This is a genomic window from Methylobacterium sp. A54F, assembly GCF_053346035.1.
This window is the reverse complement of sequence record NZ_JBKFBF010000006.1, coordinates 95,253-111,912: the sequence shown is the minus strand read 5'-3', so window position 1 is coordinate 111,912 and position 16,660 is coordinate 95,253. Positions and strand designations below refer to the sequence as shown.

16 protein-coding genes are annotated in these 16,660 nt (G+C 73.6%); 8 read left to right on the top strand and 8 right to left on the bottom strand.

What is annotated here, in order from left to right; all coding sequences use genetic code 11:
* The first annotated feature begins 62 nt into the window (after positions 1 to 62).
* Entirely contained in the window at positions 63 to 317 is a 255-nt protein-coding gene (locus ACLBXP_RS11770) for a sulfurtransferase TusA family protein (protein ID WP_447667844.1), read from the top strand.
* Between the two features lie 112 nt (positions 318 to 429).
* Complete coding sequence (locus ACLBXP_RS11765) at positions 430 to 996, top strand: NUDIX domain-containing protein (protein WP_447667843.1); 567 nt, start codon at positions 430 to 432, stop codon at positions 994 to 996.
* A gap of 82 nt (positions 997 to 1,078) precedes the next feature.
* Here the strand turns inward: ACLBXP_RS11765 and ACLBXP_RS11760 are convergent, their stop codons facing one another.
* Entirely contained in the window at positions 1,079 to 1,819 is a 741-nt protein-coding gene (locus tag ACLBXP_RS11760; protein WP_447667842.1) for a WecB/TagA/CpsF family glycosyltransferase, read from the bottom strand.
* A 168-nt stretch (positions 1,820 to 1,987) separates the two neighbouring features.
* On the opposite strand from ACLBXP_RS11760, the gene ACLBXP_RS11755 reads away from it, so the two are divergent.
* On the top strand, positions 1,988 to 2,767 hold the full coding sequence (locus ACLBXP_RS11755; protein WP_447667841.1) for a polysaccharide deacetylase family protein: 780 nt from the start codon (positions 1,988 to 1,990) through the stop codon (positions 2,765 to 2,767).
* 10 nt (positions 2,768 to 2,777) lie between these two features.
* On the opposite strand, the gene ACLBXP_RS11750 is transcribed toward ACLBXP_RS11755, so the two are convergent.
* The 3 genes from ACLBXP_RS11750 to ACLBXP_RS11740 form a co-directional block, all read right to left on the bottom strand.
* Positions 2,778 to 4,274 carry a GumC family protein gene (locus ACLBXP_RS11750; RefSeq protein ID WP_447667840.1) on the bottom strand — a complete coding sequence of 499 codons (1,497 nt, stop codon included), beginning with the start codon at positions 4,272 to 4,274 and terminating at the stop codon, positions 2,778 to 2,780.
* Positions 4,275 to 4,564: 290 nt separating this feature from the next.
* Entirely contained in the window at positions 4,565 to 5,659 is a 1,095-nt protein-coding gene (locus ACLBXP_RS11745) for a glycosyltransferase (RefSeq protein ID WP_447667839.1), read from the bottom strand.
* Positions 5,656 to 7,626: a glycosyltransferase gene (locus ACLBXP_RS11740; protein ID WP_447667838.1), complete on the bottom strand. Its 1,971-nt coding sequence runs from the start codon at positions 7,624 to 7,626 to the stop codon at positions 5,656 to 5,658. The genes ACLBXP_RS11745 and ACLBXP_RS11740 overlap by 4 nt, the downstream gene beginning before the upstream one ends.
* A 179-nt stretch (positions 7,627 to 7,805) precedes the next feature.
* Here ACLBXP_RS11740 and moaB point away from each other — a divergent pair, with 179 nt between their 5' ends.
* Positions 7,806 to 8,357 carry a molybdenum cofactor biosynthesis protein B gene (moaB, locus tag ACLBXP_RS11735; protein ID WP_447667837.1) on the top strand — a complete coding sequence of 184 codons (552 nt, stop codon included), beginning with the start codon at positions 7,806 to 7,808 and terminating at the stop codon, positions 8,355 to 8,357.
* On the opposite strand, the gene ACLBXP_RS11730 is transcribed toward moaB, so the two are convergent.
* Positions 8,358 to 8,879 (bottom strand): hypothetical protein, encoded by a 522-nt coding sequence (locus ACLBXP_RS11730; RefSeq protein WP_447667836.1) that lies wholly within the window; start codon positions 8,877 to 8,879, stop codon positions 8,358 to 8,360.
* Between the two features lie 168 nt (positions 8,880 to 9,047).
* On the opposite strand from ACLBXP_RS11730, the gene ACLBXP_RS11725 reads away from it, so the two are divergent.
* Positions 9,048 to 10,151, top strand: a complete 1,104-nt coding sequence (locus ACLBXP_RS11725; protein WP_447667835.1) for a PA0069 family radical SAM protein — start codon at positions 9,048 to 9,050, stop codon at positions 10,149 to 10,151.
* Here the strand turns inward: ACLBXP_RS11725 and ACLBXP_RS11720 are convergent.
* From ACLBXP_RS11720 to ACLBXP_RS11710, 3 genes are read right to left on the bottom strand one after another with little or no spacing between them, the layout of a single operon-like run.
* Positions 10,138 to 10,740, bottom strand: coding sequence for a ribonuclease HII (locus tag ACLBXP_RS11720; RefSeq protein WP_447667834.1), 603 nt, complete (start codon positions 10,738 to 10,740; stop codon positions 10,138 to 10,140). The genes ACLBXP_RS11725 and ACLBXP_RS11720 overlap by 14 nt on opposite strands.
* Before the next feature lie 59 nt (positions 10,741 to 10,799).
* Positions 10,800 to 11,879, bottom strand: coding sequence for a glycosyltransferase family 4 protein (locus ACLBXP_RS11715; RefSeq protein WP_447667833.1), 1,080 nt, complete (start codon positions 11,877 to 11,879; stop codon positions 10,800 to 10,802).
* Positions 11,876 to 12,724, bottom strand: a complete 849-nt coding sequence (locus tag ACLBXP_RS11710; RefSeq protein ID WP_447667832.1) for a UDP-2,3-diacylglucosamine diphosphatase — start codon at positions 12,722 to 12,724, stop codon at positions 11,876 to 11,878. The genes ACLBXP_RS11715 and ACLBXP_RS11710 overlap by 4 nt, the downstream gene beginning before the upstream one ends.
* 675 nt (positions 12,725 to 13,399) lie before the next feature.
* Here ACLBXP_RS11710 and ACLBXP_RS11705 point away from each other — a divergent pair.
* The 3 genes from ACLBXP_RS11705 to ACLBXP_RS11695 all read left to right on the top strand — a co-directional run bounded on the left by ACLBXP_RS11705 (position 13,400) and on the right by ACLBXP_RS11695 (position 16,655).
* Positions 13,400 to 14,608 carry an aminotransferase class V-fold PLP-dependent enzyme gene (locus ACLBXP_RS11705; RefSeq protein WP_447667831.1) on the top strand — a complete coding sequence of 403 codons (1,209 nt, stop codon included), beginning with the start codon at positions 13,400 to 13,402 and terminating at the stop codon, positions 14,606 to 14,608.
* A 107-nt stretch (positions 14,609 to 14,715) separates the two neighbouring features.
* The gene (locus ACLBXP_RS11700) at positions 14,716 to 15,660 is read left to right on the top strand and encodes a D-2-hydroxyacid dehydrogenase (protein WP_447667830.1); all 945 of its coding nucleotides are present in this window, start codon (positions 14,716 to 14,718) and stop codon (positions 15,658 to 15,660) included.
* A gap of 134 nt (positions 15,661 to 15,794) precedes the next feature.
* On the top strand, positions 15,795 to 16,655 hold the full coding sequence (locus tag ACLBXP_RS11695; RefSeq protein WP_447667829.1) for an NADP-dependent methylenetetrahydromethanopterin/methylenetetrahydrofolate dehydrogenase: 861 nt from the start codon (positions 15,795 to 15,797) through the stop codon (positions 16,653 to 16,655).
* Positions 16,656 to 16,660: the final 5 nt, after the last annotated feature.

Sequence of the window (16,660 nt, the reverse complement as noted above, 5' to 3'; positions counted from 1 at the left end):
GGCGGGGTCGCCCCGGTCTAGAGATCCCGTCGGCGCAACCCGCGCCGGCGGGATTTTCGTTGATGGAGCGTGCGGGGCATCGCGTGGACCTCGACCTCAGCGGCCTGAAATGCCCGCTTCCCGTGCTGCGCACCCGCAAGGCGCTGCGGGGCCTGCCCGCCGGCGCGCGGCTCGTCGTGACGACGACCGATCCGCTGGCCGGCCTCGACATCCCCAACCTCGTTCGCGAGGAGGGCGACCGGCTCGAGGCGCAGGAGCAACTTCCCGCGCCGGCGCACGCGCCGGCCGCGCTCCGCTTCACCATCCTGCGCACCTGACCCAAGCGACCGAGCTTTACCGCGCCCCGCCTCATTCGTGCGCCAACTCCGTTTTAGGAGGCCAAACCGATCGCGGGCGCAGGCCCGCCCGGGACGGGGAGGGTCCTTTCGCATGGCAGCGAGCATCCGCGGCACGCGCATCCTGCACGATGGCTGGACACGCTTCCTGGTGGCCGAGGTGGAACTGGCCGACGGGACGCGCCTGAAGCGCGAGGTTGAGGATCACGGGCGCGCCGTCGCCGTCCTGCCCTACGACCCGGAGCGCCGGGTCGCGATCCTGATCTCGCAGTTCCGCGCGCCGCCCTTCTTCGCGGACGGCACGGACGCGCTGCTGGAAGTGCCGGCCGGCCTTCTCGACGAATCCGACCCCGAGGAGGGCGCGCGCCGCGAGGCCTTCGAGGAGACGGGCCTGCGCCTCGGCGCGCTGGAGCCGGTGACCCGGGCCTGGACGATGCCGGGCATCTCCACGGAGCAGATGGACTTCTTCCTCGCGCCCTTCACGGCCGACGACCGGGCGGGGCCGGGCGGCGGCCTCGCCGAGGAGAACGAGGCGATCACCGTGCACGAGGTGCCGCTCGGCGAGCTCGCGGCCCTGAGCGAGCGCGGCGGCATCACCGACGTGAAGACGCTGCTCCTCGTCTACGCCCTGCGCCTGCGCCGGCCAGACCTGTTCGCCTGAGCGGCCGGCCACTCGCCGGCCCGCCCTGTTCTGCTTTGGGGCCGGCCACTCGCCGGCCCGCCCTGTTCCCCTTTGGGGCCGGCTACTCGCCGGCCCTTGCCGACGCGTCGAGGGCGGCGGGCTCGTCGAGGGCGCCGAGGAGCAGGGCCGGCGCGGGCATCGCGTCGCCGAGGTTCCGGTCCGACGCGGCGAGCAGCAGGAAGCGCCAGGAACGCACGAAGTAGCGGCGGAACATGCGCCGCGGCGCCAGCGCGAAGCGGAACAGCCATTCGAGCCCGGCCCGCTGCATCCGCAGCGGCGCGCGGGGCACGAGCCCCGAGGCGACGCTCAGCGCCTCCCCGACCGACAGGACGAGCGGCGCGCCGACGAGGGCGGCGTGCCGGTCGATCCAGATCTCCGATTTCGGCGCGCCCACCCCCATCACCAGCAGCGTCGTACCGTGGCTCCGCACGCGCTCGGCCAGGGCGAGGCCGTAGGCGGCGTCGGCCTCGAAGCCGAAGGGCGGCACCTCGGTCACCACGGCATCGCCTGGGAGCCCGGTCTGCACGAAGCGGTGGTGCATCCGCTCCGCGACGTCGCGGTTCGCGCAGACCAGGAAGATCCGGGTGCCCGGTGCCGGCACGCGGGTCAGGACGTGGCCCAGCAGGTCGTGGCCGGTGACCCGGCGTGCGCCGGGCGAGCCCCGCAGGCGGGCGAGCCAGACCAGGGGCATCCCGTCGAGGGTGCGCACGGCCGCGCCCGCATACGCCTTCCGGAAGGCTCCGCTTTCGGCCAGGATGACGATGTGGTCGACGTTGGCGGTGACGACGAGGCGGGGCCGCACGGCCGGCAGCGCCTCGGCGGCGGCGACGATCGCGGCGGGGCCGGCGGTGGAGAACGCGGTGCCGAACAGGTGCAGGCTCGCCCGCCGCTCCGAGGGAACCGCATATTTAGGGTTGTGTGTGTCTCTGGCCGTGTGGGCCGTTCGGCCGTCCGTGCGATGAGGTCTGGAATGGACGGCGCCGACGTCGAGCAGGGATGGTCCGAGGGGCGCAACAGGAAGTTGTGGCGCCTCCTCGCTCGCGCGACGCCCACCGGCCGGGTCGGCCTCAGGGGCGGGCAGGCCGTCGCGACGCTCACCTTCGACGACGTCCCGGCCTCGGCCGCCGCGGTCGGCGCCCCGGTGCTGGAGCGCCACGGCCTCGCCGGCACCTTCTACGTGGCCGCCGCCCTGTGCGGGCGGCAGGACCGCCACTGGCGCACCGCCGATCGTCCCGCCGTCCGGGCCCTCGCCGAGGCCGGCCACGAGATCGGCTGCCACACCGCCCGCCACGTCAACGTGCAGTCCCTCGACGCGCGGGCGCTCGCCCGCGAGTGCGACCGCAGCCGGGATCTCATCGCGGAGATCTGCGGGCGGGTGCCGCAGCACTTCTGCTACCCGTTCGGCGATGTCGGCCTGCGCCAGAAGCGGGTGCTCGCCCGGCGCTTCGCCACCTGCCGCTCGATCTACGAGCAGGTGAATGCCGGCCGCGTCGACCCGGCGCTCCTCGGCGCGATCGGCCTCTTCGACGCGACGCTTCCCCGCGACCGCCTCGTGCGCCTCGTCCGGACGGCGCAGGCCACCAGGGGCTGGCTGATCTTCTACACGCACGATGTCGATCCCGATCCGACCCCGATGGGCGTCTCGCCCGCCCTGCTGACGGAGACCCTGGCGGTGCTCGCCGACCACGGCGTGCCCGTCCTGACGATGACCGAGGCCGCCCGCCATCACGGCCTGCCGGTCCCGGCCTAGTCCGCCGCCCTCAGGCATCGGCGGCCCGAAAGCTGCGGGCGCCCTCGCCGCGCGTCGCCGCGGTGGGGTTCCTGGCCGCGGGGCGCCGGGTCCGGTCGCGGTCCGCGCCGAGCGACAGCGCGATGCCGGCGCCGAGCAGCATCCCGAGCAGCAGCGCGACGGGCAGCACCACCTTGGGGGAGGGCGGCCAGGTGCGCAGGCGCGCGGGCGTCGCGGGCGAGATGATGCGCACGTTCGTGCTGTTCAGCCGCTCCTGCTCGCTCGCCTCCCGCGAGCGGCGCAGGAAGGCCTCGTAGACGCCGCGGCGGGACTCGACCGCCCGCTCCAGCTCGCGCAGGCCGACATTCGCCCGGTCGCTCGCCGCGTTCTCGGTCTTCACCCGGTCCAGGCTCTTGCGGATCGCCGCCTCGCTGGCGGCCGCCCGGTCGAAATCCTTCTGGGTGGTCTCGATGATGCGCTCCTTCTCGCGCTGGATCATGCGCTGCAGGTCGCGCTGCTGGGCGTACTGCTCGGCCATGGCGGGGTGGCGCTCGCCGAGGCGGGTCGCGAGCTCGGCGGTGTTGCGCGACAGCGTCGCGAACTGCTGGCGGAGCGCCTGCATCTCCAGGGACTGCAGCATCTCGGGCAGCGCCGTGCCCGCATCCCCGACCTTCATCTTGCGCGCCTGGTCGAGGCGCGCGCGCGCCTCCGCGGCCTTGATCGAGGCGGTGACGAGCTGCTGGTTGAGGTCGCCGAGCTGCTGGTCCGTGAGGAGCCGGCCGCTCGAGGCCACGAGGTGGTTGTCCTCGCGGTACTTCACGACCCGGCTCTCGGCCTCCTCGACGTCGAGCCGCAGGCTCGCGAGCCGGCCCGAGAGGGCGTCGGAGGCGCGCCGCGCCGCCTCGGTGCGGGCGCCGGCCTCCTCCGCGAAGTAGGCCTCGCCGATCGCGTTGGCGATGCGGGCCGCCTTCTCGGGATCGCGCGACTGGACCGCCGCCTCGATCACGAAGGTGCGCTCGGCCCGGCGCACGGCGAGCTTGGTGCGCAGGGTGTCGAGCGCGATGTTGACGGGGTCGCGGCTCGCCGCGGGCGGAACCATGCCGAGCGCCCGCTTGATCGCCTCGAGGGTGGCGTTGTCGCCGTCCGGCCGCACGAACTCGTCGTCCGCGTCGAGGTGCAGCTTGGTGACCACCCGGCGCAGCACGTTGTCGGACTGGATCACCCGCACCTGGCTCTCGGCGATGGAGACGCCGCTGTCGGCCTGGGGCGTGCGGGCGCTCACCTCGTTCTCGACGACGCGCAGGTCGGAGGGGTCGATCAGCACCTGGATGCTCGAGGTGTAGCTCGGGGTCAGCAGCCCGAGCAGCGCCACCGCGCAGGCCACCATGAACAGGCCGCCGAGGACGATGAAGCCGCCGCCCCGCCAGAGCCGGCGGGTGATGACGCGGGCGCTCGGACGCTCGGCCTCCCGGCGCGGCAGGACCACGTCGATCGGCTCGCCGCGGAGGGGTGTCGAGAAGTCGAACATCTGCCAGTTCCTGACCGCTTGGTCGCCGGGAGGTCCGGCCCGTTCATCCCATCCTGCTGCGCCTCTGTGCCGTTCCGGTACGAGGCGCCAGCGATGGCGTTACGGATCGCGTAAGTTTCGCAAGCTTCGTACCCGGAAAATAGTGCGGTGTTCTGCGCATACGCGCGTGTCCATCGCTATAAACCGGTGCACATGCCAAAAGGGGCTAAAGTTCTGCCATTCATCATTAATGGCGGCGCGCTCGCCCGAGCTTGGCGCCCGTCCGCGAGAACTCTGCGGGCCGTGCGATCCTAGGCTTGGGGCCGGGTCGCATCGGTCGCGGCGGGGACGAGGCCGCCGGCCGCGTAGGCCGCGGGACCGCGCGCGAGGAAGTCGCGGAAGCGGGCCGCATCGGCCGCCGCCAGGTCGTTCCAGCGCCCGACATTCGGGCGCGCCCGCGCGGCGGCCTCCTGCAGGCCTCCGGCAGCGACCCACTCCGCCAGCGCCGCGGCCGCGCCTGCCGGATCGGTCGGTTGGATCAGCAGGGCGGATGCGCCGAGCACCTCGTGGAAGACCGCGTCCTCGGGCGCCACCACCGGCAGGCCGCCGTGCTGGACCTCGAGGAGCGGCAGCCCGAGCCCCTCGGCCTTGGAGGTGGAGAGGAGGAGGTGGCTCTCCGCCACGAGGCGCCGGAGGCCGGCATCGTCCACGTAGCCGTGGAGGCGCAGCCAGGGCGGGGGATCGGCGAGGAAATCGTGCCGGCCCCAGCCGACCCGCCCGACGATGTGCAGCTCGGCCGGGATCCCGCCCCGGTTCAGCGCGGCGGCGAGCGCCACCGCCGCCCCGTAATCCTTGCGGGGCTCGATGGTGCCGATGGCGAGCATCCGCAGGGGCTCCCCGGCCGGCCTGCCGGCGCGGGCGCCGAGGTCCGCGAGACCGAAGACGTCGCGCACGGCCGGCCGCAGGAGGGCGACCTGCGCCTCCGGGCGGCAGAGCTCGCGCAGGGCGGCGCCGGTCGCCTGCGAGTTCACCAGGAATCGGCGGCCCCAGCGCATGGCGAGGCGGAAGCTCGGCGCCATGTAGAGGCGGCTCTTCAGGCTGAGATCCGCGCTCCGCGTGACCAGGAAGGTGTCGTGGACGTAGACGAGGCAGCGCTCCGCGAAGGGCGCGCAGAGGGGCGGCGGCGGGAAGCCGGGGAACACGAACAGGGCGGCGGGGTCGGCCAGCGCCCGCGCGGGCAGGCCGAGCTGCTGGGCGGCGATCATGTGCGCGAGGCCGCGGCTCTCCAGGATCCGCACCGTGTGGGGCGCGAGGCGCTCCGGGGCGAACAGGTCGATCGCCACGCGCTCGATCCCCGTGACGTGCCCGCGCACGTGGGTCCGGTCGACGTAGATCCGCCGGCTCATCGGCCCAGCCGCAGGTGGGCGCGCAGGCGAGCGGCGCCGTAGAGGCCGCGGCGGAGCCAGAGCGGGAGGGTGCGGCCGAGAACCGCCTGCTTGGCGCGCCGCAGCGTCCGCACCAGCGGGGGCGCGGGGGAAGCCGCTGCGCCGACTTCGCCCGGCCGGCGTGCCCGCGCCATTGCGAAGGTGGCGAGCATCTCGGGCGCGAAGCGGGACGGCGCGCCCCGCGGCGCCAGGCCGAGCCCTTCCAGCGCCGCCTGGAGCGAGAGCGCGGCGGCGGCGTGGCTGAAGCGCGATTCGAGGGCGATCCGCGCGAAGGCGCCGAGGCGGGCGAGGGCGGCGCGATCCGCCACGAGCGCTTCGAGCGCTTGGGCGAGCGCCCCGGGCTCGACGGGCACGAGGCGCCCGCTGACGCCGTCGATGACCGAGGTCGTCAGGCCGGCGGTGCGGTAGGCGAGGGTCGGCACCCCGCAGAGACCGGCCTCGATCGGGGTCTGGCCGAGGGTCTCCAGGCGGCTCGCGGTGACGTGGAGGTCGCAGGCGCCGTACCAGGCGGCGAGGCGCGCCTCGTCGTGGATCAGGCCGGGCACGAACAGGTTCGGCAGGCCGAGCCGGCCCGGATCGTCGAGGCGGCCCACCGCCACGAAGCCGATGCCGGGCCCCGCCACCCGCAGGAGCGCCGCGCGCAGATCCGAAAAACCCTTGTCGGGCCCGTCGACGATGACGGACGAGACGAGGATCAGGAGATCATCCGCCGGCAGGCCGAGCTCGCGGCGCAGGGCCTGCCGGTCCCGGGGCCGGAAAACGCCGGTCGGGAAGGCGAGGGTGAGCGGGGCGACCCGCGCGCCGTCCGGTGCGAGCGCGCGGGCCTGCTCCGCGGTCCAGGCGGAGTTGGCGAGGAGCAGGGGGCCGCCGGGGGCGCCCAGCACTGCGCGCTTGCGGGCGAGCGCCGGGGCGATGCGCCGGGGCGCGAGCTGCGGGTACTCGTCCGGGCTCGGGCATTCGGCGTCGCAGCCCGTGGCGATGCGCAGGCAGCCCCGCGGATGGGCGCAGCGCCCCGTCAGGGCGAACAGGTCGTGCAGGACGGAAGCGACGGGCAGGGCGGTGCCGAGGCGCCCGAGGATGTCGAGGCTGCGCGTCGCCCCGTGCAGGTTGCCGGCGAGCACGAGGTCGTGCCCGCCGCCGCGGATCGCGGCCTCGGTCCGGGGGAAATGGTCGGTCCACTCGGCCGCTGCGGCCGGCGACTCGTCGGTCAGCGCGTAGGCCGCCACCCGGTGCCCCGACAGGCGCAGGGCCTCGGCGAGGCGGCGGTGGGCGATGCCCGCGCCGCCGGCATAGCCGGTGCCCGTGAGGGCGGCGACCGAGAGGCCGGGCGTCAGAGCGTGGCCGGTCTCTCGCCCGGGTGCACGGTGGAGAAGGACCGGGCGTCCGATCCGGGCGAGGGGGGCGCCCGCGCGGGCGAGCGCCGCCCAGGCGGCGGCCGCGTCGAGGCCGCGGGCGGTCCCTGCCAGGGCCTCGCGCCCGAACAGGATGCCGCCATCGAGGGAAGCGGGCTTCGCGCCGTCGAGGGCCGGCACGTCGAGGGCGAGCACGTCGAGGCCCAGCACCTGCCGGTCGAACAGGACCCGCAGGCCCGCCACCGCGTCGGCGCCGGCGAGCGCGCGTTCGAGGGCGAGCGCCTGCAGCGCGCCGGGGGCGAGGAGGTCGCCGGCGCGCAGGAGCAGCACGGCCGCGACCGTCTCCTCCGCGAGGATGCCGGCGAGCGCCGCCTCCGCCGCGGCCGCGGGCACGAGGTCGTGGCGCAGCTCCGGGTAGTCCTGGCGGGCGACGCTCGCGACGCTGGCGGATGCCAGGTCCGGCGCGTCGGCCGGCACGGCGGTCAGGACGCGGATGCGCGGCCAGGGGCGCCCGTCCGGCAGGGTGGCCGGCCGTGGCAGCGGCGCGTCCGGCGTGCCGAAGGGCCAGTCCGCCACCCCATGGGGCTCCGGCTCCGGCCGCTCTCCGGCGCCCGGCGTCACGGCGCGGTCTCGGCGATCTGGGTCATGCGCGGCATCCTGGCGTCAGAAGGTGAAGATCGTCTTCCCCCCTTCGCGGGACATGAGCTGCGGGACACCCCATATCACGGCTCCGCACGAGCCCACGGACGCGACCCATGGCCGACACCGCCCGCCGCTTCATCCCCCTCTCGATCGCCGTGCTGACGGTCTCCGACACCCGCACGCCCGGGGACGACCGCTCGGGCGACACGCTGGAGCAGCGCCTCACCGAGGCCGGTCACCGGCTCGCGGCGCGCGCCATCGTGCCGGACGAGGTCGTCGCGATCCGGGCCCGGGTCGAGGGCTGGGCCCGCGACCCCGGCATCGACGTGGTGATCAGCACGGGCGGCACCGGCTTCACCGGCCGCGACGTGACGCCCGAGGCGCTGGAGCCCCTGTTCGAGAAGCGCATGGACGGCTTCTCGGCGGTGTTCCACCGGATCTCCTACGACAAGATCGGCACCTCGACCCTGCAGTCGCGGGCGACCGCGGGGGTGCTGCACGCCACCTACGTGTTCGTGCTCCCGGGTTCGCCGGGCGCCTGCAAGGACGCCTGGGACGGCATCCTCGCCCAGCAGCTCGACTACCGGCACCGCCCCTGCAACTTCGTGGAGATCATGCCGCGCCTCGACGAGCACCTGCGCCGGGGCGCGTCGGTCGCCGTCTGATCAGGCCCTGTCGAGGCGCGCCAGGAGCAGCTTCGGCTTGAGGCGCGGGCGGAAGGCGGGGCCGGCGGCCAGGCGCTCGCGGCGCACGAGGTCGCCCGGCCGCGCCCGCGCGACGCCGATCACGCCCTCGCCGCGGGCGGCGAGGCGGACCGGCAGGTTCGCGTGCGTCCGGCGCAGCCGCGCCAGGGCGACCTCCGGCCGGGCGGTCTCCACGAAGCGGTCGAGGATGCGGATCCAGCCCGTCGCCGGCACGTCGCCGGCCTCCAGGCAGAGCACCCAGTCGCGGCGCGCCGCCCGCGCCCCGACGCACCAGGGGCTCGCGCCCGGCGGCCGCACCACGAGGGTCGCGCCGGTCGCCTCCGCCACGGTCTCGATGCCGGCATGGCCCGCGGCCGCGACGATCACGGCATCGCCGACGAGGCCCGCGGCAACGCCCGCCACGAGGGCGCTCAGGGTGTCGGCGAGGCGGTCGACCGAATCCGGGTCGGCCGGCCGCGCCACGTAGGTCAGGGCCGAGATCATGCGCGCCCATAGACCATTTTTCGCGAGGGAGACCAGCGTCTTGCGCCGCCTTTGCCCAGGCGCCGCCGATTCGCTCCGCCCAGCGCCGAATTGCCCGCAAATGAGGCGGATCGCCGGCCCTTCGTTCGTGTTATGTTCCGGTCACGCAACGATCGGAGCCGGAACGCCATGGACCCGGACAGCCCCGCCGGCCCGGACCGGCGGCTCGGCCACGCGAGCTCGCCGCCGGAGGCCCGGCGCGGGCGCGGCGCCACCGCCAACCCGACCGGGCGCTTCGAGGCGGCGCGGCGCGAGGCCTTCGACGACGGCTGGACCGCGGACGCGCCCGCCCGCCTGCGCACGCAGGTGACCCTGGAGCGGGCCCGGGGCATCATCACCCGCAACGACTCGCCCGACATTCCCTTCGACCGGTCGATCAACCCGTACCGGGGCTGCGAGCACGGCTGCGTCTACTGCTTCGCCCGCCCGAACCACGCCTACGTCGGCCTCTCGCCCGGGCTCGACTTCGAGACGCGCCTCTTCGCCAAGGCCGATGCGCCGCGCCTCCTCGAACGCGAGCTGTCGGCCCCGGGCTACCGGCCGCTGACGATCGCCCTCGGCACCGCCACGGACCCCTACCAGCCGATCGAGCGCGAGCACCGCCTCACGCGCGGGCTGCTCGACGTGCTGGCCCGCTTCCGGCACCCGGTCGGGATCGTCACGAAATCCGACCTCGTGACCCGCGACCTCGACATCCTGGCGCCGATGGCGGCGCAGGGGCTCGTCAAGGTGGCGGTTTCGGTCACCACCCTCGATCCCGGGCTCGCCCGCCGCCTGGATCCGCGGGCGCCCCACCCGGCCAAGCGCCTCGCGGCGATCCGGGCGCTGAGCGAGGCAGGCGTCCCCGTGATGGTGATCGTCGCCCCCGTGATCCCGGCGCTGAACGACCACGAGATCGAGGCGATCCTCGCCGAGGCGCGGGCCTGCGGCGCGCGCGAGGCGAACCACGTGCTGCTGCGGCTGCCGCACGAGCTGCACGACCTCGTGGCCGACTGGCTGGCCGAGCATTATCCGGGGCGGCGCGCGCACGTCCTGTCCCTGGTCCGGCAGGCGCGGGGCGGGCGCGCCTACGACGCCGCCTTCGGCCGGCGCATGACCGGAGCGGGCCCCTACGCCGAGCTGATCGGCCGCCGGATGCGCCTCGCCAAGGCGCGGCTCGGCTATGCCCGCGAGCGGATCACCCTCGATTCGGGCGCGTTCGCGGTGCCGGGCGGGCAGCTCACCCTGCTGTGAAGCCCCGGGTGAAGCTGACCCGGTGGTGGGGCGTGCGCCCGAGGCGGGCGAGCCCCGCGAGGTGGACGGCGGTGCCGTAGCCGACGTTGCGCTCCCAGCCGTAATCCGGGTAGCGCCCGGCGAGGCGCCGCATCAGGCCGTCCCGCACCGTCTTGGCGACGATGGAGGCCGCGGCGATCTGGGGCACGAGGCGGTCGCCGCCGACGACCGCGCGGCAGGGCTGAGCGAGGCCGGGCACGACGTCGCGCCCGTCGACGAGGACCGTCGCGTCGAGGCGCAGGGCCAGCACGGCCCGGCGCATGGCGTCGAGGGTCGCGCCGCGCACGTTCACCCGGTCCACGAGGGCGCGCGAGCCCGCCGCGACGGCGACGCGGCCGTGCGCGCGGATCAGCGGCGTCAGCACTGCCCGCACGGCCTCCTTCACGCGCTTGCTGTCGTCGAGCCGGGCGAGGAGGTCGGCGGGGATCCGGGCGGGGTCGAACCACACGGCCGCGACCACCACCGGCCCGCACAGCGCGCCGCGCCCGACCTCGTCGCAGCCGATCACGGCGGGGTACGCCGCGGCGCTCGCGGCATCGAAGGGGGGCATGGCGGGTCCCGGGCTCGTCCGGGCGATCTCTGCGCGCCGGCGGCGGCGGGGTCAAACCGTCAGCCGATCCCCACGGTCTCGGGCGGAGCGGCCGTGGCGCGGCGGCGCGGCGCCGGGCCCCGGGCGTGCGCGACGGCGATGTTGCCGAAGAACTGCCGCGCGCTCTCGGCCCAGGTGTAGCGGAGCGCCTCCGCCCGGCAGCGTTCCCGCGGGACCGCGAGAGCGGCGAGGGCGGCCGCGCGCAGGTCCGCGTCGAGGACGCCCGCGCCCGTGCCGGCGATCACGTCGAGGGGGCCGGTCACGGGATAGGCCGCCACCGGCAGGCCGCAGGCGAGGGCCTCGAGCAGCACGATCCCGAAGGTGTCGGTGAGGCTCGGGAACACGAAGGCGTCGCAGGCGCCGTAGAGCGCGGCGAGCCCCGCGCCGGTGCGGGTGCCGAGGAAGCGGGCCGCCGGATAGAGACGCTCCAGGCGCGCGCGGTCCGGCCCGTCGCCGATCACGACCTTGGTGCCCGGCAGGTCGAGGCCGAGGAACGCCCCGACGTTCTTCTCCACCGCGAGGCGGCCGACGAACAGGAAGAGCGGGCGCGGCAGGCCCGCGAGCTCCGCCGGCGCCGAGGCTCCGGGCGCGGCCGGCCGGAACAGCTCCGTGTCGACGCCGCGGGTCCAGCGCATCAGGTTCGCGAAGCCGCGGCCCGCGAGGTCGCGCTCGAGGGAGGGCGTGCTCACCATGGTGCCGCTCGCCGCCCCGTGGAAGCGGCGCAGCCAGGCGTAGCTCCAGGATTCCGGCACGGGCGCGCGGGCCGCGAGGTACTCGGGGAAGCGCGTGTGGTAGCTCGTCGTGAAGGGCCGGCCGGAGGCCAGGCAGTGGCGGCGCGTCGCGAAGCCCACCGTGCCCTCGGTGGCGATGTGGACGTGGGTCGGCGCGAGGGCGGACCAGCGCCCCGCCACCTTCCGGCGGGTGGCGTGGGCGAGGCGGATCTCGGGATAGCCCGGCAGCGGCAGCGAGCGGAAGTCGCGGTGGCTGAGGATCACGGTCTCCCAGCCGAGCGCCGCGCCCGCCGCCGCCATGTGCTCCAGCGAGCGCACGACCCCGTTCACCTGCGGGTGCCAGGCATCCGTGGCGATGAGGAGCCTCACGCGACTGCCCGCCGGCCCGGCTCGGGCGCCGCCTCGGCGCGGCGCGCGGCCTCGCCCTCCGAGGCCGCTTCCGCGGCCGCGCGGGCGCGCAGGACGCTCGGGTAGTGGAGCACCTCCAGGGTGCCGTCGTAGTGCTCGACGACCGCCGTGCAGGATTCCACCCAGTCCCCGGTGTTGATGTAGCGCAGGCCCTCGATCTCGCGGTTGGCCGCGTGGTGGATGTGGCCGCAGATCACCCCGTCCGCCCCGACGCGCCGGGCCTCGGCGGCCAGGAACTCCTCGAACTTGCCGATGAAGTTGACGGCGTTCTTCACCTTCAGCTTGGCCCAGGCCGAGAGCGACCAGTAGGCGAGGCCGAGGCGGCGCCGGACCCGGTTGAGGACGGTGTTGACCGAGAGCGCGAGGGTGTAGGCGCCGTCGCCCAGGTAGGCGAGCCAGCGGGCATGGCGCACCACCATGTCGAACTGGTCGCCGTGGATCACGAGGTAGCGGCGGCCGTCCGCGGCGGTGTGGATGCAGCTCTCGGCGATCTCGACGCCCCCGAAGGTGGTGCCGATGTAGTCGCGCAAGAACTCGTCGTGGTTGCCCGGGATGTAGATCAGCCGCGAGCCCTTGCGGACCTTGCGCAGGAGCTTCTGCACCACGTCGTTGTGGGCCTGCGGCCAGTACCAGCCCGAGCGCAGCTGCCAGCCGTCCACGATGTCGCCGACGAGGTAGATCTCGTCCGCGTCGTAGTCCTTGAGGAAGCCCAGCAGGAGGGTCGCCTGGCAGCCCTTCGTGCCGAGGTGCATGTCGGACAGGAACAGGGTCCGGACCCGAACGGCCTCGTCAGTGTCATCGGCCACGAGCGTCTCCGGGCGGCGTCTGTCGCCGTCAGGCAAACCGCAAACGCGTCTCAGTTTGATGACACGGCCGGGACCCGCCCGCGGATGCTGCAATGCCGTTAGATTTGCGCACTGCAGCATGAATTCCTTGCGGCGCGAGACAAATTTTTTGAATTCCGCCCAAGTTTTTTCGGTTTTCCTTCCGCGGGCAAGATTGTCATACTTGTGGCCAAGGAGACCCCCGGGCACGTCCCGGGGCCGGCAGCGGCCAACGGGATCGCCGACGACGGGACGGTTCAAGCATCCAAGGCAAGCATCCAAGGAAGGTGTCGATGGCCGGCGGAGCGCGCTTGCATGCGCGGCCCGGCCGACGCAAGGAAGACGACGCGAGTAAGACTCGGCAATTCGGAGGCGACCGGCCCGCTCAGCGGGCCGCGACCGCGAGCGGCACCCCGCCGCCCTGCCGCTCCGCATCGCTCCCTGGTTCGATCAGCGGGCGGACGACGCGCGGAACGGAAGAGCCGGCAGCCATGCCGCCCCACCCCGACCGCGACGGCCCCGGCCCCGGTCTGCCAGCCCGCAGAGACCAGCCCCGGATCACGGCTCGCCGCGCGACGCCGGTTCAGGATCATCAGCACGCCGATGCGCCGGCACGGGAGCCGGCCATCGCACCAGGACAATCGGAGGATACACATCATGGCGGCAACGAAACGGCCGGGTCGCAACCACCTCTTCGTGCCGGGCCCCACCAACATCCCGGACCGCGTGCTGCGGGCGATGATGGTGCAGTCCGAGGACCACCGCTCGGTCGACTTCCCGTCGCTGACGAAGCCCCTGTTCGAGGACACCAAGAAGGTGTTCGGCTCGACCGAGGGCACCATCTTCCTGTTCCCCGCCTCCGGCACCGGCATCTGGGAATCGGCGCTCTGCAACACGCTCGCGCGCGGCGACAAGGTGCTGTCCTCGCGCTTCGGCCAGTTCAGCCACCTCTGGATCGACATGGCCCAGCGGCTCGGCCTCGACGTGATCGTGCAGGAGGAGGCCTGGGGCACCGGCGCCAACCCGGACCGGATCGAGGAGGCGCTGCGCGCCGACAAGAACCATGAGATCAAGGCCGTCATGGTGGTCCACAACGAGACCGCCACGGGCGTCACGAGCGACATCGGCGCCGTGCGCAAGGCGATCGACGCCGCCGGCCACCCGGCGCTGCTCTTCGTCGACGGCGTGTCCTCGATCGGCTCGCTGCCCTTCAAGGCGGACGAGTGGAAGGTCGACGCGGCGATCGCCGGCTCGCAGAAGGGCCTGATGCTGCCGGCCGGCCTCGGCGTTGCCTGCATCAGCCCGAAGGGCCTGAAGGCCGCCGAGAGCCAGGCGGGCAAGAACGACCGCCTCGCCAAGGTCTACTTCGACTACGCCGACCAGCTGAAGGCGAACCCGGGCGGCTACTTCCCCTACACGCCGCCGCTGCCGCTCCTCTACGGCCTGCGCGAGGCCCTGGCCTGCCTGTTCGAGGAGGGGCTCGAGAACGTCTACCACCGCCACCACGTCCTCGGCGAGGCGACCCGCCAGGCCGTGGCCGCCTGGGGCCTGAAGACCTGCGCCAAGGAGCCCAAGTGGAACTCCGATACCGTCACGACGATCGTCGTGCCGGAGGGCGTCGATGCCGCCAAGATCATCAAGCACGCCTACGTCCGCTACAACCTCGCCCTCGGCGCGGGCCTGTCGGAAGTTGCCGGCAAGGTGTTCCGCATCGGCCACGTCGGCGACCTGAACGAGCTGTCGCTCCTCGGCGCCATCGCGGGCGCGGAGATGTCGATGCTCGACAACGGCGTGCAGGTCACCCCCGGCTCCGGCGTCGCCGCGGCCTCGAGCTACCTGCGCGAGAACCCGCTCTCGAAGTCCTGAGCGGATCGGGGCCGGCCCGCCCGGGCCGGCCCCGCACCCCGCCGAGGCCGGCGGGGAGCCCCGACACCACGCGTCCATCACAGGCCGGATCGGCGAAGAGGGTCTCCATGACGAAGAAGATCGTGTTCCTCGACCGGGAATCGCTCGACGCGAAGGTGCGCGAATTCAACTTCCCGCACGAGTACGTGGAGTACGAGTCGACCTGGACGCCCGAGGAGATCGTCGAGCGCCTGAAGGGCGCCGAGATCGCGCTCATCAACAAGGTCCCGATGCGGGCCGACACCCTGGCGAAGCTCCCCGACCTGAAGCTGATCGCGGTGGCCGCCACCGGCACGGACGTGGTCGACAAGGCCGCCGCCAAGGCGCAGGGCATCACGGTCGTCAACATCCGCAACTATGCCTTCAACACCGTGCCCGAGCACGTGGTCGGGCTGATGTTCGCCCTGCGGCGGGCGATCGTGCCCTACGCGAACTCGGTGCGCCGGGGCGATTGGAACAAGTCCACGCAGTTCTGCTACTTCGACTACCCGATCTACGACATCGCCGGCTCGACGCTGGGCATCGTCGGCTACGGGGCGCTCGGCAAGTCGATCGCCAAGCGCGCGGAGGCGCTGGGCATGAAGGTGCTGGCCTTCGACGTCTTCCCGCAGGACGGCCTCGTGGACTTCGAGACGGTGCTGACCCAGTCGGACGTGATCACGCTGCACGTTCCCCTGACGCCCGACACCAAGAACATGATCGGCCGCGACGAGCTGAAGCGGATGAAGAGCTCCGCCATCCTGATCAACACCGCCCGCGGCGGCCTCGTGGACGAGGCGGCGCTGCTCGAGGCGCTCAAGGACGGCACCATCGCCGGCGCCGGCTTCGACGTGGTCGCCCAGGAGCCGCCGAAGAACGGCAACATCCTGTGCGACGCCGACCTGCCGAACCTGATCGTGACCCCGCACGTGGCCTGGGCGAGCAAGGAGGCGATGCAGATCCTCGCCGACCAGCTCGTCGACAACGTCGAGGCCTACGTGGCGGGCAAGCCCCAGAACGTCGTCGAGGGCTGAAGGCCCCGGCCGGCTCCCGCGGCGGGAACCCGCCCGGGGTTGGCGCATCGAGAGACCGGGAGGCGGGCGCCCGAGGCGGGCCCCGTCCGAGGAAACGCGAAACCGCGCCCGACGCGCGGACGGAAGGTGACTCCATGAAGAAGCTGCTGTTCCTCTTCGACACGGATCCGGTGCCGAGCGTGTTCGACACCGTCGTCGGCTACGACGGCGGCGCCGACCACATCACCGGCTACGGCAACGTGACGCCCGAGAACGTCGGCGCCCTCGTCGACGGCACGATCTACACCCGCGGCGGCTCGGAAAAGAAGTCGACCGCGATCTTCGTCGGCGGCGGCAACATGGCGGCGGGCGAGGCCGTGCTGGCGGCGGTCAAGAAGCGCTTCTTCGGGCCCTTCCGGGTCTCGACCATGCTCGACTCGAACGGCTCGAACACCACCGCGGCCGCGGGCGTCGCCCTGGTCGCGAAGGCCGCGGGCTCGCTCCAGGGCAAGAAGGCCGTGGTGCTGGCCGGCACGGGCCCGGTCGGCATGCGCTCGGCCGCGCTCCTCGCCGGCGAGGGCGCCGAGGTCATCCTCGCCGCCCGCCAGCAGGACCGCGCGCAGGCCGCGGCTGACGCCGTGAACAAGCGCTTCAAGGTGAACGTCAAGGCCGCCGCGACCCCCGACGCCCCCTCGCGGGCCGCCCTCGTGAAGGGCCAGAACCTGATCTTCTCCGCCGGCGCCATCGGCATCGAGCTCCTCTCCGAGGACGCCTGGAAGAACGAGCCGAGCATCGAGTTCATCGCCGACTACAACGCCCAGCCGCCCCTCGGCTTCGGCGGCATCGAGGCGATGGACAAGGGCAAGGAGCGGCACGGCAAGCACGTGTTCGGGGCCCTCGGCATCGGCGGCCTGAAGCTGAAGCTGCACCGCGCCTGCGTCGGCCAGCTCTTCGACAACACCGAGCAGGTGCTCGACGCCGAGGAGATCTACGCCCTCGCGAAGAAGATGGCCTGAGGAGG